Source organism: Fibrella musci (assembly GCF_041321105.1).
Classification (GTDB): Bacteria; Bacteroidota; Bacteroidia; order Cytophagales; family Spirosomataceae; genus Fibrella; species Fibrella musci.
Window position 1 is genome coordinate 683,117 of record NZ_JBGGWD010000001.1, and the last position, 21,271, is coordinate 704,387.

Sequence of the window (21,271 nt, forward strand, 5' to 3'; positions counted from 1 at the left end):
ATGGCTCAGTTGCCCGACAGCGTCCGGTACTGGATGCGGGCCTGAAGGAGCTGGAGTTCGTGAATTTTTTGATTAAGTTTTGCCTGAGTCTCGTTCGTCAACTCGGTGGTGTAATCGCGGGTAGCGATCACGCCGTTGTCCAGTTGGGCCGCTGCTGCCTGCCTTACTTTCGAGCGTAGGCCGATCAGTTCGGCATCGCGACCCAGTTGGGCTTCAAGCCGGTCGATCTCGGTTTGTTGCTGCCTCAGTTGCACCGATAGGTTCTTTTCAAACGTAGCCTGTTGGCTATCAATTACCTGCCGGTTCAGGTCCAGGATCTGCCGGTCGTTCTTGAGGGTATACATACCGGCCAGATTCCAGTTGAGCCGGAGCCCACCAATAAACAGCCCTTTAAATTCATTGCTCAGCAAATTGAGGCCGGGTCGCCCCAGGCCCGTTTGCGCAAACAGGCTCAAGCGCGGTTTGGTCCGCTGCGCCAGCAAACCCAACTGGGCATCGGCCAGGGCCCGTTGCCGGTTGAAGAGTGCCAGTTCAGGCCGATTTGGCGCTTGTGGCGGCACCAGTGGTAGCTCCTCTACTGCCAGTTGGGTGCTGTCGGATATGGGCAGTTCGGTGAGTAGTTGCAGGCTTCCCAGCAGGCCGTGGCGGGTAGCGTGCAGGTCAGCCAGTCGCTGTTCAACCCGGATCATTTCGGCCCGCAGGGCATCCAGGTTCATCGGCGCGGCGTTGCCGTAGTTCACATTGGCTTGTAGTTTGGCCATTCGGCTTCGCAGGTCTGTTAGTTGCACCTGCGTGAGCCCGATTGTTTCGCTGGTGAGCAGTGTATTCAGAAAGAGCCCGTTCACCTGCTCCTTTAACCGATTCAGTTCCACCACTAGCTGTTGCTGGGCAGTAGCTGTCTGGGCCTGTTGTAAGGCCGTTTGCAATGGCAGCAAATTGCCATCGTATAGTGTGTAGCTGGCATCGAGTGTTAGCCGATACTGGTCTTTACTTAACGATGGGAAAGCTAAGTTGGGTAGCTCGATAGGCAGCCGGGTCACGTCGGACTGCCAGGTTGCCTGCCCATTGACCAGAACCTGCGGCAAGCGCCGGTTCTGTTGCAACGAGTTAATCGCCAGCTCACCCGTTTGCTGAATTATCCCCTGCTGCCGGAGCAGGGGATAATTAGCCTGAGCCGCCGTGTAGCAATCGCTCAGGGTTATTCTGTTACCAGGAGGAGCCGGTTGCGCCAGCCCGCTCACCGCCAGCAGGCACAGTGGGATAAACAGCTTTCTTGTTTTGACCATCGCGAAAACAAAATTTAAACACTTGTTTAATAAACGGATAAAAAAAATAGGCCGTGAACCGCCCCTATTTTTTTTGCAGGTACGCCATTAGCATCTCAGGTACTATCTTTTTTCGGTCGTTGATAAACTGCCGGTATGCCTCATCGTCGAGCGAGCCGATGTATGACAGCACAGGCCGGGCTATTACGGGGAAAACGATGTTGGCAATCATAGACATGATCAGTTGCAGCGGGTGAACCGGGCGGATTGTTCCTTTGGCGGCTTCCTCCAGCAGTTGCTTCCGGAAATAGGACTGCTCCACGATTTCCTTAATTGGTAATTGCCGTACGAAACCTCCGGCTTCAGCGTTCGCTTGAGATAGTATAAAACTGGGAATCATGGGATTATCCATTAAAAAGTCGACATATCGATCGACAAGTTTCCAGATTTTCACTTCAATGGGCGTTTCTTCATTCAGCAGGATGGCGAGGCGGCTAAGAAAATCTGCCAGCGTTTCCTGATAGATACTTCGGAACAGTTCTTCCTTACTTCGGAAGTAATAATTGACCAGGGCAACATTCACCCCAGCCGCATCGGCAATCTGGCGAATTTTTGCCCCTTCGTACCCTTTTTCCAAGAATACCCTCCGGGCCGCCTCCTTAATTTTTACTTCTGTGTCTTTCGGTTCCTGCGCCATAATGCACCCAACGACGTGACAAATGTAAGGGCACGCCTATCAATTAAACAAGTGTTTAAATTTATTTTTTACAACTAGCGATCACCGCTAAAGTACGACCTTTCCAGCGGCTACTTCGTCGCCCCAGAACGTACTGGCCTGTCGGCTGAAGTCGGCGGGCGAATCGGTGGTCAGAAACTGGCGGGTACCATTCTGGCTACACTGGTCGGCCAAGTCAGGGTGGCGCAGCAGGTAATCGGTCAGGCTGGCCGCTACAATCGGTCCCTGACTGACCAACCGGATACGGGTGGGTAACACGGCTTTTATTTTGTCGATCAGTAGCGGGTAGTGCGTGCAGGCAAGCAGAATGGTGTCGATATAGGGGTCGCGAGTCAGCAGCCGGTCGAGGTGCTGGTAGACGAAATAATCGGCGCCGGGGTGCGTATGTTCGCCGTTTTCGATCAGTGGCACCCACATGGGGCAAGCCTCCTGCGCCACGTTCAGGCGGGGAAAGAAATGGTTGATCTCCACCAGATACGACTCCGACGTGACGGTGCCGCTCGTTGCCAAAACACCTACATGGCCCGCTACCGAGTAGCTACCAATCACCTCCGCCGTGGGCCTGATTACGCCTAACACCCGCCGCGTAGGCAAATCGCCCGGCCGCTCGCCGGGGAAAAGCCGGGGCAGATCGAGCTGCTGAATATTACGCAGTGCTTTGGCCGAGGCCGTATTGCAGGCCAGAATTACCAGCCGACAGCCGCGCTCGAACAGATAGCGCACACACTCCAGCGTGTAGGCATATACTGTCTCGAACGAACGGGTGCCGTAGGGCGTGCGGGCGTTGTCGCCCAGGTACATGTAGTCGTACTGAGGCAGGGCGTTCACGATTTCGCGCATCACGGTTAGCCCGCCATAGCCCGAATCAAAGATGCCGATCGGTTGGTTACTCAAAGTCTGGAAAGTCGTTTTCTGAATAAGTACAAAGTCTGGAAAGTCGCCTTACTATACTTTACCCTTTAGTCGGCTCTTTACTTGCCAGTGGCAAAAAAACGACTTTCTAGACTTTGTACTTCAGTAAAACGACTTTCTAGACTAAACGAATGCGTTCACAAGAATGGTTTGGCCGTACGGGAAAAGACGGCTTCATTTACCGGGCCTGGATGAAAAATCAGGGCTTTCCCCACCACGAATTTGAAGGCAAGCCCGTCATCGGCATCTGCAATACTTGGTCGGAACTGACGCCCTGCAACGCGCACTTCCGCGACCTGGCCGAGGCCGTGAAGCGGGGCGTCTGGGAAGCGGGCGGCTTCCCGCTCGAGTTTCCGGTGATGTCGCTGGGCGAATGCCAGATCAAACCCACCGCCATGCTGTTCCGCAACCTCGCCAGTATGGACGTGGAAGAAAGCATCCGGGGCAACTCCATCGACGGCGTGATTCTGCTGTGCGGCTGCGACAAAACCACGCCTTCACTGGTGATGGGCGCCTGCTCGGTCGATATTCCCACGATGGTGGTATCGGGAGGGCCGATGCTCGCCGGGCGGTTTCAGGGTAAGAAGATAGGTACGTCGGACCTGTGGCGATTTGCCGAAGAATACAAGATGGGTACCATGTCGCAGGCCGAGTTTATTGCGGCTGAAGCGGCGATGGCTCGCTCGCAGGGCCATTGCGCCGTGATGGGCACCGCCTCCACGATGGCCGCGATGGTCGAAAGCCTCGGCCTGGCCTTGCCCGACAACGCCACAATCCCCGCCGCCGACTCGCGCCGCAAAGTGCTGGCACACATGACGGGCGTGCGGGCGGTAGAGCTGGTGCGCGAAGGCGTTACGCCCTCCAAAATCCTGACCCGCCAGGCGTTCGAAAACGCCATCATGGTGAATGCGGCACTCGGCGGATCGACCAATTTCATTCTGCACCTGACGGCCATCGCGGGTCGGATTGGCGTCGACCTGTCGCTCGATGATTTCGACACGCTGTCGGCCAAGATTCCGTTGCTGACCAACCTGCAACCCTCGGGTGAGCATTTTGTCGAAGACCTGTTCTATGCCGGTGGATTGCCCGCCGTGATTCGAGAACTACTTCCCCTGTTGCACCGCGATGCGCTGACCGTAAACGGAAAAACAATGGGCGAAAACTGCGCCGACGCCCGGTGCTATGACCCGGCCGTGATTGGCACGCTGGCGAATCCGGTTAAACCCGATTCGGGCATTGCGGTGCTGCGCGGGAACCTCTGCCCCAACGGCGCGGTGCTGAAGCCTTCGGCTGCCACCCCCGCGCTGATGCAACATACGGGCCGGGCCGTGGTCTTCGAAAACATCGACGACTACAAAGCCCGGATCGACGATCCTAACCTAGACGTAGACCCCGACTGCGTGTTGGTGCTGAAAAACGTGGGCCCGCGTGGGTATCCCGGTATGCCCGAAGTCGGCAACATGACGCTACCCGCCAAAATTCTGGCGCAGGGTGTGCATGACATGGTACGTATCTCCGACGGGCGCATGAGCGGTACGGGTTTCGGTACGGTGGTGTTGCACGTTTCTCCCGAATCGGCGGTGGGTGGCAATCTGGCGTTCGTACAGAATGGCGACCTCATTACCCTCGACGTACCTAACCGCAGCCTGCACCTGCACGTGTCGAACGAAGAGTTGGCCCTTCGACTGGCTAAGTTCACCCCGCTCGAACTGGGCTATGACCGTGGGTACGTTAATCTGTTTATCCGCCACGTCACGCAGGCGCACGAAGGCGTCGATTTCGATTTTCTGCGCGGTGGGTCGGGCAGCGTCGTCAAGCGCGATTCGCATTGACATCTCATCAGCGGACGTTTAGGTGCCCCGGGTTTGAACCCGGGGCACCTAAACGCCCGCTGATGGAACATTTGCCTATACTGTATTTTAGAAATGACCTTTCTTCATCAAACTGCCCTCATTACCGGAGCCGGACAGGGTATCGGGTTTGCCATGGCTCGCGAACTGGCCCGGCAGGGCGCCAATGTGCTGCTGAATGATTTTGATGCTGACCTGGCGCAACAGGCGGCGGCGACAATCCGCCAGGAAGGTGGTGTGTGCCAGGCCCTGCCCGGCGATGCATCCGACGTGGCGTTTATCCGGCACCTGGTCGAAACGGCCGTGGGTACGTTCGGTCGGCTCGACATCGCGATTGCCAATGCGGGCATTACGGTATTTGGCGATCTGTTTACCACCACCCCCGAAGCCTATCAGAAAATCGTCGATCTGAACTTGCGCGGCAGCTTTTTTCTGGTGCAGGCGGCGGCTACCCAAATGCGGGCGCAAGGCAAAAACGAAGCGGGCATCGCTGGTCGGCTGCTATTGATGTCGTCGGTGGTGGGGCAGCTAGGGCATCCGGGTTTACCCGTTTACAGCATGACCAAAGCGGGGTTACAGATGCTGACCCGGCAGGCCGTTATCGACCTGTCGCCGGAGGGCATCACCATCAACGCCGTCGCACCGGGGGCCACCCTCACCGAACGCACCACCGACGACCCGACCTATATTCCAATCTGGTCGCGGATCACACCGATGGGCCGCCCGGCCACCGTCGACGACATCACCGCGGCTGCGCTCTTTCTGCTTTCGCCCGCCGCGAGCCATATTACCGGACAAACCCTCACCATCGACGGTGGCTGGACAGCCGTGGGCATACCACCCGTATAATCAGTAAACAGTTAGCAGGAAATCGTTTACGGTGTAGGTGCTAATTATGAAGTACCTACACACCATGAATCCTGCACTCTTTAAACTGACACCCATTCTGGTGGTTGGTGTGCTCCTACTATTGGTGGGGGGCATTCTCCTGCTAAAAGCCATTCCCCGCGATTCGAGCGGCCTCGAAGCCGGTGCGTTGACGGCCCTTCTGCTCATGGTGCTGTTGGTTATGGCCGTCGATCGGCTGGCGTTGTTTTTTCTGCCCTACCGTCCGCTGATCTTCGCGGAGGCTATCCTGCTGGTCGCAGGCATCGGCTGGTATAGCTACAGCAGCCGGAAAACGGTTATCGACTGCACAGCCAATCCGTCTGATTATCTGGTTATCATTCAGACAAAAGGCCAACCAGCAAGTCCGGTATTTGTATCCCAATTTCCGTTCAGTCGGGTGGCCACTGTGCCGCAGGGCACCGTTTTCACTGTCAACGCGGCCACGTTTGCCGAGGCTACGGTGAACGCACCCAGCCATTGGCAGAGTACCTACTCACGCGGCGTCGACCTGACCCATCCATCTTTTGTTTCGGCTTATTTCTACGGGTCGGAACGATACACCGGTTGGTCGGCCGAGGTCGAGAGTCTGGTGAAACAAGCCATTGAGCCAGTAACGTACCCAGCCAGATACACCAACGGCGACTAGCCTCGTGGGCCAACCGCCGTTGGTGGGTACTAAAGTTCAGCCAGCAGGTACGTTACACGATTTCCTCGGTCAGGATTTTGTCCTGAACAGGTAGCCCCTGCTTGTTCATTTGTTCGATAAACGGATCGGGGTCGAGTTCTTCGCAGTTCCAGACGCCGGGTTTGAGCCAGTCGCCTTGGATCAGCAGCATGGCCCCGATCATGGCCGGTACGCCGGTAGTGTAGCTAACGGCCTGCCCGCGTACCTCTTTGTAGGTTTCAGCGTGGTCGCAGTTGTTCCAGATATAATAAGTTTTTTCCTGCCGATCCTTCACGCCTTTGATCTGGCAGCCAATGCTGGTTTGGCCGGTGTAGTTCTCACCGAGCGTGTCGGGCGCGGGCAGCACCGCTTTGAGGAATTCGAGCGGCACAATGTCCATCCCGTTGAATTTCACCGGGTCGATGCGAGTCATGCCTACGTTCTGAAGCACCTCGAGGTGGGTCAGGTACGCCTGCCCGAACGTCATCCAGAACCGGGCCCGTTTCAGCGTCGGGAAGTTCTTCACCAACGACTCGAGTTCTTCGTGATACAGCACGTACGACTCCTTAGGACCAATTTCGGGATATACAACCGGTTTGTGAATGCTCATCGCCGGAATTTCGATCCACTCGCCGTTTTCCCAGTAACGACCCGGTTGCGTAATCTCCCGGATGTTGATTTCGGGGTTGAAGTTGGTGGCAAACGCCTTGCCGTGGTTGCCTGCGTTGCAGTCGATGATGTCGAGGTAGTGCATCTCGTCGAACTGATGCTTGGCGGCGTAGGCCGTAAACACCTGCGTGGCACCGGGGTCGAACCCGCAGCCGAGCAGGGCCATGATGCCCGCCTCTTCAAAACGCTGTTTGTAGGCCCACTGCCAGCTGTATTCAAACTTGGCAACGTCTTTCGGCTCGTAGTTGGCCGTATCCATGTAGTGCGTTTTGGTTGCCAGACAGGCGTCCATAATGGGCAGATCCTGGTAAGGCAGCGCCACGTTGATCACCAGAAATGGCTTGACGCGTTCGATCAGAGCCACCATATCGGCCACTACGTCGGCATCGACCTGTTCGGTTTTGATGGTAACGCCGTGCATCGACTTGATTTCGGCAGCGATCTTGTCACACTTTGCTTTCGTGCGGCTGGCAAGCGTAATGTCGGTGAAAACGTCGGCATTCAGGGCACATTTGTGCGCCACGACACTGCCTACACCACCCGCCCCAATTATTAGCACATTGGCCATAGACTTATGATTACTTTATCATTATTTTAGGTGCAAAGATAGGCAGAACGACCGGCTGCCTGCTAATTCGGCGGGCCGTTCGCTAGCTGGTTTCCGTGTAAATCAGTGGTTACAAAACCAGTTTACTAACCCTCAAGTACGCATGAAATAAGACGTTAATCACCCACTTAATTGTTGGTACATTGATAACGAGTCATTTAACCGAAAGCGTCTATTTATATTTGGTTATGTTTCTATAATAATATAATACTTACCGTTCAATTTTTTTCACGTTACCGCTTGGTAACATGATTCTAATTCTACAGTTTTGCGAATACAGGTGCCAAGTATTGAGTGACAACTTCTAAAACAGAGTGACTATGAAGCAAGTAAAAAGACGTAACCGGGCCATGACCATGGAACGCATCCTGCGCGCTATGGGTGACGTTATGGCCGAAAAAGGGACCAAAAAGGCCGGCATCAACGCCGTAGCCGAAAAGGCGGGAGTCAACAAAGTACTCATTTACCGCTACTTCGGTGGCTGGAATGGGCTACTGGAAGCCTACGTGCAGCGTGGCTTCTTCCTATCAATGTTTAACGACCGGTTTATCGACACGGTGCCGTCAAACCCAGCCCCTGAAGAGCGCAGCAAAATCTGGTCGGAGTATGTCATCAAACTGGCCCGCGAATTCCGTAGCCGTAAATCATCGCAGGAGCTGATCCGGTGGGAAATGCAGAACGGCGAAACCGAACTGGCCCGCCGCCTGTCGACGTTCCGTAACGAGTCGTACAAAAAGATCGTCGATAAACTCGCACCGTTCCCGGCTTATGATCCGGCGGCCCTAACGGCGATCGTACTGGGCGGGGTAACGTATATGACCCTCGTCAGTAGCAACCGCACTAAAATCCTTGACCTCGACATGACGACCGAAGAGGGCTGGGACCGCGTTGAAACGGCCGTTCGCCGCATCTTCAACAGCCTGAGTATGGCCCTCGAAAGCAAAGAAGCCGTTGCCAAGTAAGCGTTTTCTACACATCCCTCCCTTAGTGCATTGATACAGGCAGCGGGCATAACCCGCTGCCTGTTCGTTTATCAGGCATTCATCAACGCCTCGATCTCGTCGGCCTCCACCGGAATGTTGGCCATCAAATCGATGTTGCCCGTTTCGGTGATCAGGATGTTGTTTTCGAGCCGGATACCCAGCCCCTCTTCCCGGATATAAATGCCGGGTTCGCAGGTGAAGACCATGCCCGGCTCAAAGCGGCGATACTTGTTGCCTACGTCGTGCACGTCGAGCCCCAGGAAGTGGGAGGTGCCGTGCATGAAATACTTCTTGTAAAGCGGGGCGTCGGGGTCCTGTTTGGCCACGTCGTGCCGATCGAGTAAGCCAAGGCCGATCAATTCCGACTCCATGATTTTGCCCACTTCGCGGTGATATTCGTCCCAGATATTTCCCGTTACGAGCAACTGCGTGGCCGCCCTCATCACGCGCAATACGGCGTCGTATACGGCCCGCTGACGCGGCGTGAAACGGCCGCTCACCGGAATCGAGCGGGTCATATCAGCATTGTAGTTGGCATACTCCGCCCCCAGATCGAGCAGCAGTACCTGGCCCGCCTGGCATTGCGCGTTGTTTTCGATGTAATGCAATACGCAGGCGTTTTTCCCCGACGCGATGATGGGCGTATAGGCTGCCCCGCGCGACCGATTCCGCAAAAACTCGTGCATCATCTCGGCTTCGATTTCATATTCCCAAACGCCGGGTTTCACAAAGCCGAGCAGGCGACGAAACATGCCGTCGGTGATGTCGATGGCCTGCTGCAACAGCGCCACTTCCTGCGGCAGCTTGATGGCCCGCAGCTGATGCATCAGCGGAGCCAGCCGGGCGAGCGTATGCAGCGGGTATTGGCGTTTGAAATCGGCCACGAACCGGGCCTCACGCGTTTCTACCTCGTTGCCATTGCGGGTGTGTTCGTTGGCGTTCAGGAAAACGACCTGCGCCTCGAAGACCATCTGCGTAAAAATGGCGTCGAACTGCGTGTTCCAGTAAATCTGTTTCTGCGGAATGCCCGATGTGGCCTCGGCCTCGGCCTTGGTAAGCTTGTGTCCTTCCCAGATTTCGATCAGCTCGCTGGTTTCGCGCAGAAACAGCACCTCACGGAACTTCGGGTCGGGGTGTTCGGGGAATAACACCAGCCGCGACTCTTCCTGATCGACGCCCGACAGGTAAAACAAATCGCTGCTTTGCCGAAACGGCAGCGTGCCATCGGCGTTGGTGGGCAGAATATCGTTGGCGTTGAGGATCACCATCGCCTTCGCGGGCAACAGTTGGGTGAGTCGCTGCCGATTTTGTACGAAAAGTTGGCTATCAATGGGCGAATAGCGCATAAGCAAGGACGAAATCGTGTTTGTTTTGTTGATTGGGAGAAGAGGGCAGTTCGGCTGCGCTGTTCCCCTGCCCAAAGATCGTTGTTTTCTGCTGCGCTATGCGTCATCTGCTCCTTCTTGCTCTTATTCTTTCGGCTACCCTGGCGGCCGCCCAGTCAGGCAATCCACCCAGCTACTGGATTCTGCTGACCGACAAAGACCCCTCGGCAATGCCCGCCCTATCGGCACAGGCGCTGGCCAACCGGCAGGCACTGCACCTGTCGATCGACGATACCGATAAACCCGTTTCAGGTACGTATGTGCGGCAGTTGCAGGCCCTGGGCATTGCACCCAAAAGCCAGTCGCGCTGGCTCAATGCGGTGTCGGCGCGGCTCACCGATGCCCAGCGCGAGCAGGTAAAACGACTGGCTTTCGTGCGAGACCTGCACCCCATCGACCCGGCCATCGTAATTACGAGCCTGCCCAACGTACCCAGCCTGAGCCAGCCGCAATTAGCCCCGGTAATGAGTCAGATTCAGTCGCAGGCGTTCGCGCAGGAAAACCTCACCGGTCGGTTTGTACAGATCGGGGTGATCGACGCGGGCTTTTTTGCGGCCGACTCGGCGGCAGTGCTGAAGCCCATTGCGCAACGGGGTGGGTTCCGGCAGGTACGTGATTACGTGAACCGGGCCAAATCGAAAGACAACCTCTTTCGCACGCTCGACACCTATTCTGATACCCACGGCACCGAGGTGCTGGCAGCCATCGCGGGCTACGATCCCGTCGGTAATCTGCAACTAGGGCTGGGCTATGACGCCACCTTTTACCTCGCCCGCACCGACGCCGGCAACCGGGAGTTTCGGGGCGAAGAAGACAACTGGGTGCAAGCAATGGAATGGCTCGACAGCCTGGGCGTGCGGCTGATCAACACCTCGCTTGGCTACGCGCGGGGCTTTTCCAACCCGCAGGAGAATTACGAAACGTTCCAGATGGACGGCCATACCAGCCTGATCAGCCGCGCGGCGCAGATGGCCGTCGATAAGAAGGGCATGCTCATCATTGTGTCGGCGGGCAACGAGGGCGACGACCGCAACTGGCGGATCATCAGCACGCCAGCCGACGCTGAGGGTGTACTGGCCGTGGGCGCTACCAACTCGCGCTTCTGGAACCGCATCGGCTACAGCAGTATCGGGCCGGAGCCCCTCCCCTACCTGAAGCCCAACGTATCCTGCTTCTCGCTCTACGGTACGTCGCTGTCGGCCCCGGTCATTACGGGGTTTGCCGCCTGTCTGATGCAGGCCAATCCGAAACTGTCGAGCCGGAAGATCAAGGAGATTATCGAGAAATCGGCGCACCTGTACCCCTACGGCAACAATTACGTCGGCTACGGCGTCCCGCAGGCAACCCGCGCCCTGGCGTTGGTACGCGGACAGGAACCACCCCAAACGGCCCGCGAGGTACGTGCCAAAGGCAAGCAGTTTGCCCTGACGCTCACCCAACCTGAAACGGCCGTGTCGATTTTTCGGAAGAAAGACGCCACGCATGTGTTGCAGCAAGAGGTGGTGCGCCCCGCCAAAAACCAGCTTACCATCCGCCGACAACCCAACGAAGCCCGCACCACCATCGACCTCAAACGGGAGGTGGTAGAAGTGATCTGGGAATAAGGCGTAACCCCTCTTGAGAATGAGACCTAAAGTCGCACCAATCTTTGGTAAAAATTGGGTTGAGTTCCTTAAGTTGGCTATCGGTTTCTTCTTATTAGCTTGGATACCGGTAGACTGCGCCAGAACTACCTATAAAAGTTACATTCAGTCTACGCTAGATGAAAGACCTACTAAATATGCTAGAGCTATTATTATTGAGAAGAAACATTTTCTGGGGAACGGTCCTGTTTCGCATGAGTTTAGACACTACTATAGTTTTTACGTAAACAACATTGAATATGAGGGAGTAATCAGAAATAGTTTCCTCAATATAGGCGATAGCATCACTATCAAATATTTAATATCTGACCCTACAATTAATACTGAGCCTAAGTAACATAGACTTCCTGCTGGTTAAACATCTATTAGCATCAGTACACAGGTAATAACACTACATAGGGTTTTCTCGTGGAATCAGGAACACTGGCTGGTATGAAAACGGCTCAGACAGTGACCTATTTTGTGACTGACTGCACTATGAGTATTAGTCAATTAGTCAGAAGCGGATTCACTTTCGTGGCTATCCAATGTCGCTAGTCAGTAAAATTTTTGCACTGCTGGCGAAATATGGTTATGGCAGAGTATACATGCCGCAGTAAATCCAATAGTTTACAACGGTACTATTCGAGTTTTATAACGCTGATAATGAATTTATTATATCGCTTAAATCCACCTGGCATGGCGACTAAACTCTAGCTGTTTGCCGAGCAAGCGTGGGAGCCTATCGACTTTTGAGTCTCAGACGGGTTTATGAAAAAGCCTTAATTCGTGAGATACATGGTCTTTGGCCGGATGGGAATCCAGATCTCCTCTTCCGAATCAGGATGGGCGTTTTTGTAGTTGGCGCCGAGCACCTCGAAATGAGGCCGCTGGTCTAGCTCATACGCAGAGGCGGGTAGCCAGGTCGTGAAGATGTACTGAATAGTGCGGGTATCAGAGCTAGACCCCTTGTGCTGAAACATGGCATATAACCCACCCGGCAAGATGAATGGTTGCATCCCGCCAGGTACGTTGCCCACATCCGACACTTCAACCAAGGCCCACTTCTCGAACTCCATAGCCGGGTTAAAGGCATCGAAATAGTCGGCTGAGTAGGTTTGCAGTGAAATCAGATCTGTCGATAACCGATTGGCGATCTGATGCCGAAGCGGCATAAACGCCCGCCACAGGTCGCCCGTTCGGTTGTGCGTCAATGACATCGTCAGCCGCATCCCGACCAGTGTTTTGGCCGCAATTGTTTCAATCCGTGGTTGCATCGGGTTTTGTCGATTACGGTTGCACCTGCACTATGATTGTATTGGTAATAGCAGTGCCTCCGACGGGGAATTTACATTATTGGACGGAACCCGGAAATGGAAGTAAGCGAAAACGGGCCACCTAGCGACTCTATCTGGTGATAGCGACGCAGGCGCCCTTACACACATGGAGTTGTGCCGTTTTTTTGAGCTTTCTAATTTTCACTTATTGCACTTACATCACTTTGTTGGATCGTATTTCCAATTCTTATAAACAAACCGTATCGCATCATAATAGGCAGGAATTGGCTCTGTCATGTGGTCCTCGTAAGGATAATATTTATACTTGTGTTCAAATGTTTTTAACCTATTCTGTTTAACTAGTTTATTAAACCTTAGCAAGTCATTTCGAAAAGTACCATCTTCATTCCCTACGCTATAGAAAAGTTTTTTGTCTCTCATTGGCAGTTTTGGTAGTTTTTGTTCTGCCACTGGTAAAATATATTTATTACCAAACCATATCGAAGGGCTTATTGCAATATATGCATCGAACATATCAGGGCGCGTAAGCATGCAATTAATAACCGTAAGACCACCGAACGAATGTCCGGCGAACAGTTTGAAAGAACTTGTTTTATAATTAGCCTTTATGTAAGGCATTAATTCCTGTTGAATAAAGTTTAAAAACTGCTCATTGCCACCGGAAGTCTTATAGGTAGGAGACACTTTACCGTCGAAGTCAGTCAAACTAGTAATGGGAGTAAGGTCTTTTATTCGGTCCAAACTAACAATACCCACTATTATTATTGGAGGAATAACCTGCCAATGCCTTAAATACTCGATATATGCAGAAAGAATGTGAAAATGATTCTCCCCATCTAAAAGATACAAAACGGGTAATGCCTTGTTACTATCTACAGAATCGAGTTTGGGAACATTAATGTATATCTGGCGATCTTGATTTAGCACCCGGGAATGTATTAAATGCACATCGTTGGCGATATGATTATACAACTTTGGTACTTGGGCTATTGCCTGTGATGTGAGAAGTACAAAGATTATTATGAAATGCTTCATATCATTGCCGAAAAGTCCGGTAATAGTGCTTAAATGTTGAAATACCTCGTTCAAGATTGCTGCCAACTCACCGATTGCCGCACGTTCAATATAAAAAGCGCACCGCACCGGTGGCACGGTTCGCATTTTGTAATACTGTATTTAGTTCAGCTCTTGTTTTTGGGACATGCACCCCGTTGCCAAGACGCTGTCAGCAAACTGATATTGCCCAACCGGGGCGTTTATCCTGTCAGCCGAAATCCGCCGAACGAACCAAAAGTCCAACCTCTGTAGCCCGCATCCTGTCGCCGGAAGCCTGCCCATGCAACACAGGTAATTAACTTAATCTAATGCTTGAGTTTTCCGTAACTGTTGTTATAAATTTTTCCGTCTTTAGGATGAGTAAATTTCAAGGCTGACCAAGTAGCGTTAATACTTAAATTTTTACTTTCCACAAGGCCATATTCGTAGCCTATTTCGATCACTTTAGTTAGCTTCAGATCTGTTCCTTGCTGACCTGCCTTCGGCCATGATACCCAAAGCATACCTGTTTTCTTTAACTGGTTTTTCAGCTTGGCAAACTGCTCGTGCATCTCTTGCTGCTTCGTAACAAAGAGGTGTATATAGTCGAACGTACCATCGAGGGTTGTCTTAATATCCAGATCGGGTAATTCTATGTCCGCAATGGCTTCCTCGGGCGCATTAATGAACAGCGAACGCCCCCCTGATTTAATGCCCATTTTGGATGAGATAGATTTCGTCATGTTTAGCGCTTGTCGCTTCTTCTGTTACTGCCTGCCCTCGCTAGCTTGCAACTCGCGCCGACAAGCAATGAAAAAATAGGCCAAAAGCAAAGAGAGGTAGGGGCCTTTCTGTAAAACAAATTAATGTACATCAACTCGCTAAATGATAAATTCTTTTTAGTCAACCAGTTATTATTTATTAAACCTCCACATCGGCATCTGGTTGTCAATAGAATAATCAGTAAACGACTTGCCTAGTTGTACTAATTTCACCAAAAAAGAGACAATCACTCAATGTGTTGTGCACATAGGGAGGGGCATCCGAAGCCTTCGTAAATACTACGTTGGGGCTGACAAACCGCTTGGCTGATTCACGAAAAGATACGGTTGTATTTCGCCGTACACAAGCGTACGTGTTGTAACAGCCGGTTCTGTCGTCCTTTTCAATGCTGTCCACCGCCTCGATAGTACGTACCTGACCAGGAAACCTATACCGGTTCGAAAACCTTATGGGTTTGTGAACAACGCTGCGACCAACGCCCGACTTATCAAGGCCAAAGCCCTCGACCTAGGCTTCGACTTCTGCGGCATTGCCAAAGCGGAGTTTCTGGAAGCCGAAGCCCCACGCCTTGAGAACTGGCTCACCCGGAACATGCACGGGCAGATGGGTTACATGGCCAACCACTTCGACAAACGGCTCGATCCGCGCCTGCTGGTCGACGGGGCGCAATCGGTGGTGTCGGTGCTGCTCAATTACTTTCCCGACCCGACCAAGCGCCTGCCCGAAGGCGACGACGACCTGAAGCTTTCCAAATACGCCTATGGCACCGACTACCATTTCGTGCTGAAAGACAAGCTCAAAGACCTGCTTCAGTTTATTCAGGATGAGATTGGCGAGGTCGGCGGCCGGGCCTTTGTCGATTCGGCCCCGGTAATGGACAAGGCGTGGGCGGCCAAAAGCGGGCTGGGCTGGGTGGGCAAACACAGCAACCTGCTTAACCGGCAGATGGGCAGCTTTTTCTTCATCGGCGAGCTGATTCTCGACCTGCCCCTCGAACCCGACGGCCCTACCACCGACCACTGCGGCACCTGCACACGCTGCATCGACGCCTGCCCCACCGACGCCATCGTGGCCCCGTATGTGGTGGATGGCAGCCGGTGTATTTCCTATTTCACGATCGAACTGAAAGAGGCGATTCCTGAAGAGGTTCGGGGCAAATTTCAGAATTGGGTCTTTGGCTGCGATATCTGTCAGGATGTTTGTCCGTGGAATCGGTTTGCCAAACCGCATCAGACCCCCGCTTTCGACCCCTCACCCGAGCTGATGGCGATGAGCCGGAACGACTGGCAGGAGATTACCGAAGAGGTGTTCAAAGAAGTTTTCCGCCGCTCGCCGGTGAAGCGAACGAAGTGGGAAGGCTGGCAACGAAATGTAACTTTTCTGCACCAAGAGGATTAACCAAGCAGTCTGACGTTATATTTAGAGCGTAATTAATCAACTGATTTACAAGATCAGATACAGGGTAACATCAGCTTTTCTATGACCCGCGATCGACAGCAGACCGAACAACGATTGATTGATGCCGTTCACGAACTGATCACCACAGAAGGCTTTGACCAGGTACGTATCAACCGACTGGCGCAACAGGCGAAGGTGAATAAAATCCTGATTTACCGCTACTTCGGTGGTCTGAGCGGCCTTATCGATGCCTACTACGCCAAGTACATGCCCGTCAGCACCGACCCGCTCGTCGACCGAAATCAGCTGGAGGATATTTCGGCCGAGGCTTTTCTTAAACTGTGCTGCGACTACCTGCTCAATGAGTTTCGGGAGTTAAAAACCAATTCTCCCGCCCAGCAAATTCTGAAGAACGATCTGTTCGCATACCAACCGGGCGCGACCAACCCGCTCACGGCGGGAAAAGAAGAGCAAATTCAATCCATGGTCGACACCATGTCGCGGCTGGTGCATCCGGTGCATGGGCGTCCGTTGCTGGCCGTATTTGTGAGCGCTATGACCATGCTGACCTTTCTGGCGCAGGACAAACGTACCCTGTTGGGCATTTATCTGGGCGACGAAAAAGGGTGGGACCAGATTGAACAGGCCGTTCAGTTTTTACACGACGGTCTGGCCAAACTGGTCAATACGGACAACAGCGCTACTCCGATGGCGCAGCCTGTCTCAGCCGATGGTCAGCAGACGACGTAGCGTGTCAGCCACCTGCCAGACCTCCTCAAACGTATTGTAAAGTGGGGTAGGCGCCAGCCGGATGCAATCGGGCTCACGCCAGTCACCGATGATGCCTGCCTCGATAAGCTGCTCGAAAACCGCACGCCCTTGCTTGGCCACCAACAGCGACAACTGGCAGCCGCGCTGCGCCGGGTCGGCGGGGGTGATGATCGTGAGGGCTCCCTGCTGCGTCAGGTCGGTGAGCAGAAACTGGAGATACGCCGTTAGCTGTTCGCTTTTTCGGCGCAGATTGGGCATACCAGCGACGGCGGTTAGTTCCACGGCGGCATTGTGGGCCGCCATCGCCAGTACCGTGGGCGTGCTTACCTGCCAGCCGTCGGCACCAGGCATCGGCACGAAACCACCGGTCATCTCGAACCGCCGCGTTTGGTCATAGCCCCACCAGCCGGCCAGCCTAGGTACGTTGCCGGCATCGCTGGCAGCGGCATGGTGCTTTTCGTGCACAAACACCCCCGATAGCCCACCCGGCCCGCTATTGAGGTACTTATAGGTACACCAGAACGCAAAATCGACGCCCCAGTCGTGGAGGTGCAGGGGTACGTTGCCTATGGCATGCGCCAGATCGAAACCCACCGGGATGTTGTGTGTCTGTGCTTTCTGCGCGATGGCTGCCATATCAAACGCCTGGCCGGTGTAGTAATGCACGCCGCTCAACAGCACGAGTGCCAGCTGATCGGCGTGCTGGTCGATGGCGTCGAGCAGATCCGCTAATTGCCAGGTTGCGGCATCGGGGCGAGGCGTTACTTCCACCAGCACCTGTGCCGGGTCGAGTCCGCGCGCCCGCACATGGGTTTCCAGTGCGTATTGGTCCGACGGGAAATCACCGCTGATGGTGAGGATTCTTGTACGTCCTTCCGTAGGTCGGTAAAACGAGGTCAGCAGCAGATGCATGTTGACCGTCAGGTTATTCATGGCAACCACTTCGGCTTCGGTGCCACCCACGATATGCGCCAGCGCGGCTTTGCTCCGTTCGTGGATAGTCAGCCAAGGGTCGTTTTGCAGAACCGGATCGCGCTCAAACCAGCCTTCAACGGCCAGTTGCTGCCATACGGCCAGTTCCCGATCAATGGCGGCGCGGGTAGCCTTGGGTTGCAGACCAAGCGAATTCCCGCAAAAGTAAATGAGCGATTGGCCGTTGCGTTGCGGGATGTGAAACTGATCGCGGTAGCTGCGAAGCGAATCGGCCTGATCGAGTTGGCGGGCGAAGGTGCGGTCGTTGATGAAGTTCATAGACTACGGAACGAGCCAGAGCCGGCTCGGGGTGCAAAGTTCATCCATCGGCGCGATTTATCGTATTGGGCCGGGTACGTGCCGACAGCGCAAAGCGGGATTTCGATCAACAAATTGGCTAACTAGGTGCCTGTCATCCGATTAGCGAGCAGGGATTTCTTGCGGATTGGCCTGTCTTTTCGGCCTGAATAGCCGCGTGCGTACTGAATTAGCGTCCGTAGTGTAATTTGCGGGCGTGTCATCGTCGTTTTTACCACCATTAATACACGTTTGGAACAAATGATTGACGAAACGGCCTCGTCAGATCAATCATTGCAACACCTACCCCCATGTACAAAGCCCTTGCGCTCCAGTTAACCTGCCAGACCATTAACCATACTACCACCCGCGACGAAGCTGAGGCCGTTATGCTGGCCTCGATCGACCGCATCGACAAACAGATTGAAGCGTCTATCGGTTTTGCGGGGCGGGATACCCTGCTGGTTGTGGTGCCCGAGTATTTCCTGACGGGTTTTCCACAAACCGAAAGCATTGTAGACTGGCGCGACAAGGCCGCTCTTGAGCTCGACGGTCGGATTTACGAGGCACTGGGGGCGATGGTGCAGAAGCACAAAATCTATTTCTCCGGCAACGCCTACGAGCTCGACCCCCACTTCCCCGATCTGTATTTTCAGACGAGCTTCATCATGGGCCCGAACGGCGACGTAATTCTGCGCTACCGCCGCCTCAACGCCATGCTGACCCCCACCCCCCACGACGTATGGGCTTACTACCTCGAAGCCTATGGCTACGACGCCGTTTTCCCGGTGGCTAAAACCAACATTGGCAATCTGGCCTGCATTGCGTCGGAAGAGATTCTGTACCCGGAGGTGGCGCGTTGCCTGGCCATGCGCGGGGCCGAAATTTTCCTGCACTCGACCTCTGAGGTCGGGAGCCCCATGCTAACCCCGCGCAACGTAGCGAAAATGGCCCGCGCCACCGAAAACATGGGTTATGTGGTATCAGCCAATTCAGCGGGTGTGACGGGTATCAACATCCCGATGGGCTCACTCGATACGGGCTCCAAAATCGTCGATTATAGGGGGCTGGTGCTGGCCGAAGCGGGAGCGGGTGAGAGCATGGTGGCCAACGCTGATATCGATTTGAATGCACTTCGGCAGTTTCGGCAGCGCACCGGCCCGGCCAACCTGCTGTCGCGGCAGCGGTTCGAACTCTACGCCGACAGCTACGCGCAACACAGCTACTACCCACCCAACACGCTCCTGGCCGAAACACCCGACCGCGCCGTTTTCCAGCGTAACCAGCAGGACGTAATCAAGCGTTTGTTTGAGAAATAGCAGGGTAGGCAGGGAATGGCAGGGGTTGCAGGGGGCACCGAGTAAACCGATTCCCTGCCTACCCTGCTATTCCCTGCAACCCCTTGCCCCTATTCCAGCACAGCCAGAAGTTCTGCAATCATCATGGCGGTGGCGCCCCAGACCCGGTGGCCCTGAATGTCGTAGTAAGGAGCATCGACGGTGACGCCCCGGACCTGAATCTGGCTATCGCCGACGATGGTTTTGTCGAGCAGGGTGTCGAGGCTTACTTCAATTACGGCATCGACTTCGCGCGGGTCAGGGTAAAAATCGGGGCGCGCTTTCATGGTGCCCACCACGGGCTGCACGTAGAAATTGCTGGGGGGAATGTACAGCTCCGTTAGTTTGCCCAGCACCTTTACGTCCTGCACCCGAATCCCGATTTCTTCCTGCGCCTCCCGCAAGGCTGTCTGAATCAGGTCGCGGTCGGTGCGTTCCATGCGCCCCCCCGGAAACGCCATTTGTCCCGCATGCACGCCATCGTACTGAGGGCGCAAAATGAGCGGCAGGTAAATCGTATTCTGGTACGGGTAGAACAGGATCAATACGGCGCTGCGGCGGGTACGTTCGTTGGGCCGAATGCCCAGTTTGGTACGGGCCGACGACGCCATGAGGCGATGGGCTGCTTCGCCCGGTAACGGTTGCTGGAGCCGCTGCTGAAGGTGTTCAATGAAGAGGGGGAAGGTGGGACGAAGCATTCGGTGGAGCGACGGCGTAACAGGGTTAGGAGGCAGCGATAGAACCGTATAGGCTCAAAAATACACATTCGCCCGTAACAGTCACCCGTAATCTGCTCACGAATGGCCGGTTTTATACCCAACGTCGGCCGTACGTATGGAGCGCTGCCTTACACTGTTAACTGCCACCGGGGCTGTGCTGCGCTGACCGTCAGTGGACTCATGCTGCTCCCTCCCGCAAAAAAGTCAGCAGCAGCCGGTTTACCGCGTCGGCCTCTTCATGCTGCACCCAATGCGTGGCGTTTTCGAAAAAGACCAGTCGCCCCCGGTCGCACAAATCAATACTGGGTTGGGCCATATCGCGCACCAGAAAGGCATCCCTAACGCCCCAGATCAACAAGGCCGGCACAACAACGCGATGCCGGGCAGGTAGAGCCGGACGCCGCCGCGCATAGGCCCGATACCAGTTGACCATCGTCTGAAAAGCCGGAGCACCCGTTGGACCGGGCTGTGCCCACGCCGCCCGATAAGCAGCTAGATCGGCTTCGGAGAACGTACCTGAGCGGCTACTTTGGCGCAGGGTACGGGTCAGGCTCCACCAGTTGCCCAGGCGACTGAGCCATTCGGGCAGGCGCGGCAGTTGAAAAAACAGGGTGTACCAACTTCGAAGCAACTGACGCGGCGAACGACGCAGAAACCGACTCATCACGGCCGGGTGAGGTACGTTAAGACAGACCAGGCGCTCTAATCGGCCGGGGTGGGTGATCGCCAGCCACCAGGCCACTAGTGCCCCCCAATCATGCCCGACCACGGTAGCTTTCTCGACGCCCGCCCCATCGATGAGCCCCAACACGTCGGCAACCAGTTTATCGATGGTGTACTGACCAAGGCCAACGGGCTTATCGCTGCGGTTGTAGCCCCGCTGATCGGGTGCCCAAACCCGATAACCCGCCGCTGCCAGCGCGTCGATCTGCGCCCGCCAGCCATACCAGAACTCTGGAAAGCCGTGCAGTAAAATCACCAGCGGCCCGTCGGGCGGTCCGGCTTCGACGACATGCAGTCGAATGCTATTGGTGTCCCGAAAAGGCATGATGGATCCACTAATTTGTTGACAATTCTACC

The 21,271-nt window shown here is 54.6% G+C and carries 20 protein-coding genes; 9 read left to right on the forward strand and 11 right to left on the reverse strand.

Annotated elements, in window-relative coordinates; all coding sequences use genetic code 11:
• Positions 1 to 5: 5 nt before the first annotated feature.
• From ACAW74_RS02705 to murI, 3 genes are all read right to left on the reverse strand, one after another.
• Positions 6 to 1,286 carry a TolC family protein gene (locus ACAW74_RS02705; RefSeq protein WP_370696649.1) on the reverse strand — a complete coding sequence of 427 codons (1,281 nt, stop codon included), beginning with the start codon at positions 1,284 to 1,286 and terminating at the stop codon, positions 6 to 8.
• A gap of 64 nt (positions 1,287 to 1,350) precedes the next feature.
• A complete protein-coding gene (locus ACAW74_RS02710; protein ID WP_370696650.1) occupies positions 1,351 to 1,962 on the reverse strand; it encodes a TetR/AcrR family transcriptional regulator in 612 nt (203 codons plus the stop codon).
• Between the two features lie 87 nt (positions 1,963 to 2,049).
• A complete protein-coding gene (gene murI, locus ACAW74_RS02715) occupies positions 2,050 to 2,895 on the reverse strand; it encodes a glutamate racemase (protein ID WP_370696651.1) in 846 nt (281 codons plus the stop codon).
• Positions 2,896 to 3,044: 149 nt separating this feature from the next.
• Here murI and ACAW74_RS02720 point away from each other — a divergent pair, with 149 nt between their 5' ends.
• From ACAW74_RS02720 to ACAW74_RS02730, 3 genes are all read left to right on the forward strand, one after another.
• Positions 3,045 to 4,745 carry an IlvD/Edd family dehydratase gene (locus ACAW74_RS02720; RefSeq protein WP_370696652.1) on the forward strand — a complete coding sequence of 567 codons (1,701 nt, stop codon included), beginning with the start codon at positions 3,045 to 3,047 and terminating at the stop codon, positions 4,743 to 4,745.
• 93 nt (positions 4,746 to 4,838) lie between these two features.
• The gene (locus ACAW74_RS02725; protein ID WP_370696653.1) at positions 4,839 to 5,612 is read left to right on the forward strand and encodes an SDR family NAD(P)-dependent oxidoreductase; all 774 of its coding nucleotides are present in this window, start codon (positions 4,839 to 4,841) and stop codon (positions 5,610 to 5,612) included.
• Positions 5,613 to 5,676: 64 nt separating this feature from the next.
• On the forward strand, positions 5,677 to 6,297 hold the full coding sequence (locus ACAW74_RS02730) for a hypothetical protein (protein ID WP_370696654.1): 621 nt from the start codon (positions 5,677 to 5,679) through the stop codon (positions 6,295 to 6,297).
• A gap of 52 nt (positions 6,298 to 6,349) precedes the next feature.
• Here ACAW74_RS02730 and ACAW74_RS02735 read toward each other — a convergent pair whose 3' ends face one another.
• Entirely contained in the window at positions 6,350 to 7,552 is a 1,203-nt protein-coding gene (locus ACAW74_RS02735; RefSeq protein WP_370696655.1) for a saccharopine dehydrogenase family protein, read from the reverse strand.
• 359 nt (positions 7,553 to 7,911) lie between these two features.
• Between ACAW74_RS02735 and ACAW74_RS02740 the strand changes: the two genes are divergently transcribed.
• Positions 7,912 to 8,553 carry a TetR/AcrR family transcriptional regulator gene (locus tag ACAW74_RS02740; RefSeq protein WP_015331855.1) on the forward strand — a complete coding sequence of 214 codons (642 nt, stop codon included), beginning with the start codon at positions 7,912 to 7,914 and terminating at the stop codon, positions 8,551 to 8,553.
• A 71-nt stretch (positions 8,554 to 8,624) separates the two neighbouring features.
• Here the strand turns inward: ACAW74_RS02740 and ACAW74_RS02745 are convergent, their stop codons facing one another.
• On the reverse strand, positions 8,625 to 9,920 hold the full coding sequence (locus ACAW74_RS02745; protein ID WP_370696656.1) for an aminopeptidase P N-terminal domain-containing protein: 1,296 nt from the start codon (positions 9,918 to 9,920) through the stop codon (positions 8,625 to 8,627).
• Positions 9,921 to 10,018: 98 nt separating this feature from the next.
• On the opposite strand from ACAW74_RS02745, the gene ACAW74_RS02750 reads away from it, so the two are divergent.
• Complete coding sequence (locus tag ACAW74_RS02750) at positions 10,019 to 11,563, forward strand: S8 family serine peptidase (RefSeq protein ID WP_370696657.1); 1,545 nt, start codon at positions 10,019 to 10,021, stop codon at positions 11,561 to 11,563.
• 19 nt (positions 11,564 to 11,582) lie between these two features.
• Entirely contained in the window at positions 11,583 to 11,939 is a 357-nt protein-coding gene (locus ACAW74_RS02755) for a hypothetical protein (RefSeq protein WP_370696658.1), read from the forward strand.
• 424 nt (positions 11,940 to 12,363) lie between these two features.
• Here the strand turns inward: ACAW74_RS02755 and ACAW74_RS02760 are convergent, their stop codons facing one another.
• The 3 genes from ACAW74_RS02760 to ACAW74_RS02770 all read right to left on the reverse strand — a co-directional run bounded on the left by ACAW74_RS02760 (position 12,364) and on the right by ACAW74_RS02770 (position 14,657).
• On the reverse strand, positions 12,364 to 12,858 hold the full coding sequence (locus tag ACAW74_RS02760) for a GyrI-like domain-containing protein (protein WP_370696659.1): 495 nt from the start codon (positions 12,856 to 12,858) through the stop codon (positions 12,364 to 12,366).
• A gap of 219 nt (positions 12,859 to 13,077) precedes the next feature.
• Positions 13,078 to 14,040, reverse strand: a complete 963-nt coding sequence (locus ACAW74_RS02765) for an alpha/beta hydrolase (RefSeq protein ID WP_370696660.1) — start codon at positions 14,038 to 14,040, stop codon at positions 13,078 to 13,080.
• A 200-nt stretch (positions 14,041 to 14,240) separates the two neighbouring features.
• Entirely contained in the window at positions 14,241 to 14,657 is a 417-nt protein-coding gene (locus ACAW74_RS02770) for a DUF3052 family protein (RefSeq protein WP_370696661.1), read from the reverse strand.
• A 496-nt stretch (positions 14,658 to 15,153) separates the two neighbouring features.
• Between ACAW74_RS02770 and queG the strand changes: the two genes are divergently transcribed.
• Together queG and ACAW74_RS02780 are read left to right on the forward strand one after the other, a co-directional pair.
• The gene (gene queG, locus ACAW74_RS02775; protein ID WP_370696662.1) at positions 15,154 to 16,095 is read left to right on the forward strand and encodes a tRNA epoxyqueuosine(34) reductase QueG; all 942 of its coding nucleotides are present in this window, start codon (positions 15,154 to 15,156) and stop codon (positions 16,093 to 16,095) included.
• 81 nt (positions 16,096 to 16,176) lie between these two features.
• Positions 16,177 to 16,845, forward strand: a complete 669-nt coding sequence (locus ACAW74_RS02780; RefSeq protein ID WP_370696663.1) for a TetR/AcrR family transcriptional regulator — start codon at positions 16,177 to 16,179, stop codon at positions 16,843 to 16,845.
• On the opposite strand, the gene kynU is transcribed toward ACAW74_RS02780, so the two are convergent.
• Entirely contained in the window at positions 16,819 to 18,117 is a 1,299-nt protein-coding gene (gene kynU, locus ACAW74_RS02785) for a kynureninase (protein ID WP_370696664.1), read from the reverse strand. The genes ACAW74_RS02780 and kynU overlap by 27 nt on opposite strands.
• A 329-nt stretch (positions 18,118 to 18,446) precedes the next feature.
• On the opposite strand from kynU, the gene ACAW74_RS02790 reads away from it, so the two are divergent.
• Positions 18,447 to 19,454 carry a nitrilase-related carbon-nitrogen hydrolase gene (locus ACAW74_RS02790; RefSeq protein WP_370696665.1) on the forward strand — a complete coding sequence of 336 codons (1,008 nt, stop codon included), beginning with the start codon at positions 18,447 to 18,449 and terminating at the stop codon, positions 19,452 to 19,454.
• A gap of 89 nt (positions 19,455 to 19,543) precedes the next feature.
• On the opposite strand, the gene ACAW74_RS02795 is transcribed toward ACAW74_RS02790, so the two are convergent.
• Positions 19,544 to 20,170 carry an NUDIX hydrolase gene (locus tag ACAW74_RS02795; RefSeq protein WP_370696666.1) on the reverse strand — a complete coding sequence of 209 codons (627 nt, stop codon included), beginning with the start codon at positions 20,168 to 20,170 and terminating at the stop codon, positions 19,544 to 19,546.
• A gap of 199 nt (positions 20,171 to 20,369) precedes the next feature.
• Positions 20,370 to 21,239, reverse strand: a complete 870-nt coding sequence (locus ACAW74_RS02800; protein ID WP_370696667.1) for an alpha/beta fold hydrolase — start codon at positions 21,237 to 21,239, stop codon at positions 20,370 to 20,372.
• Positions 21,240 to 21,271 lie beyond the last annotated feature (32 nt).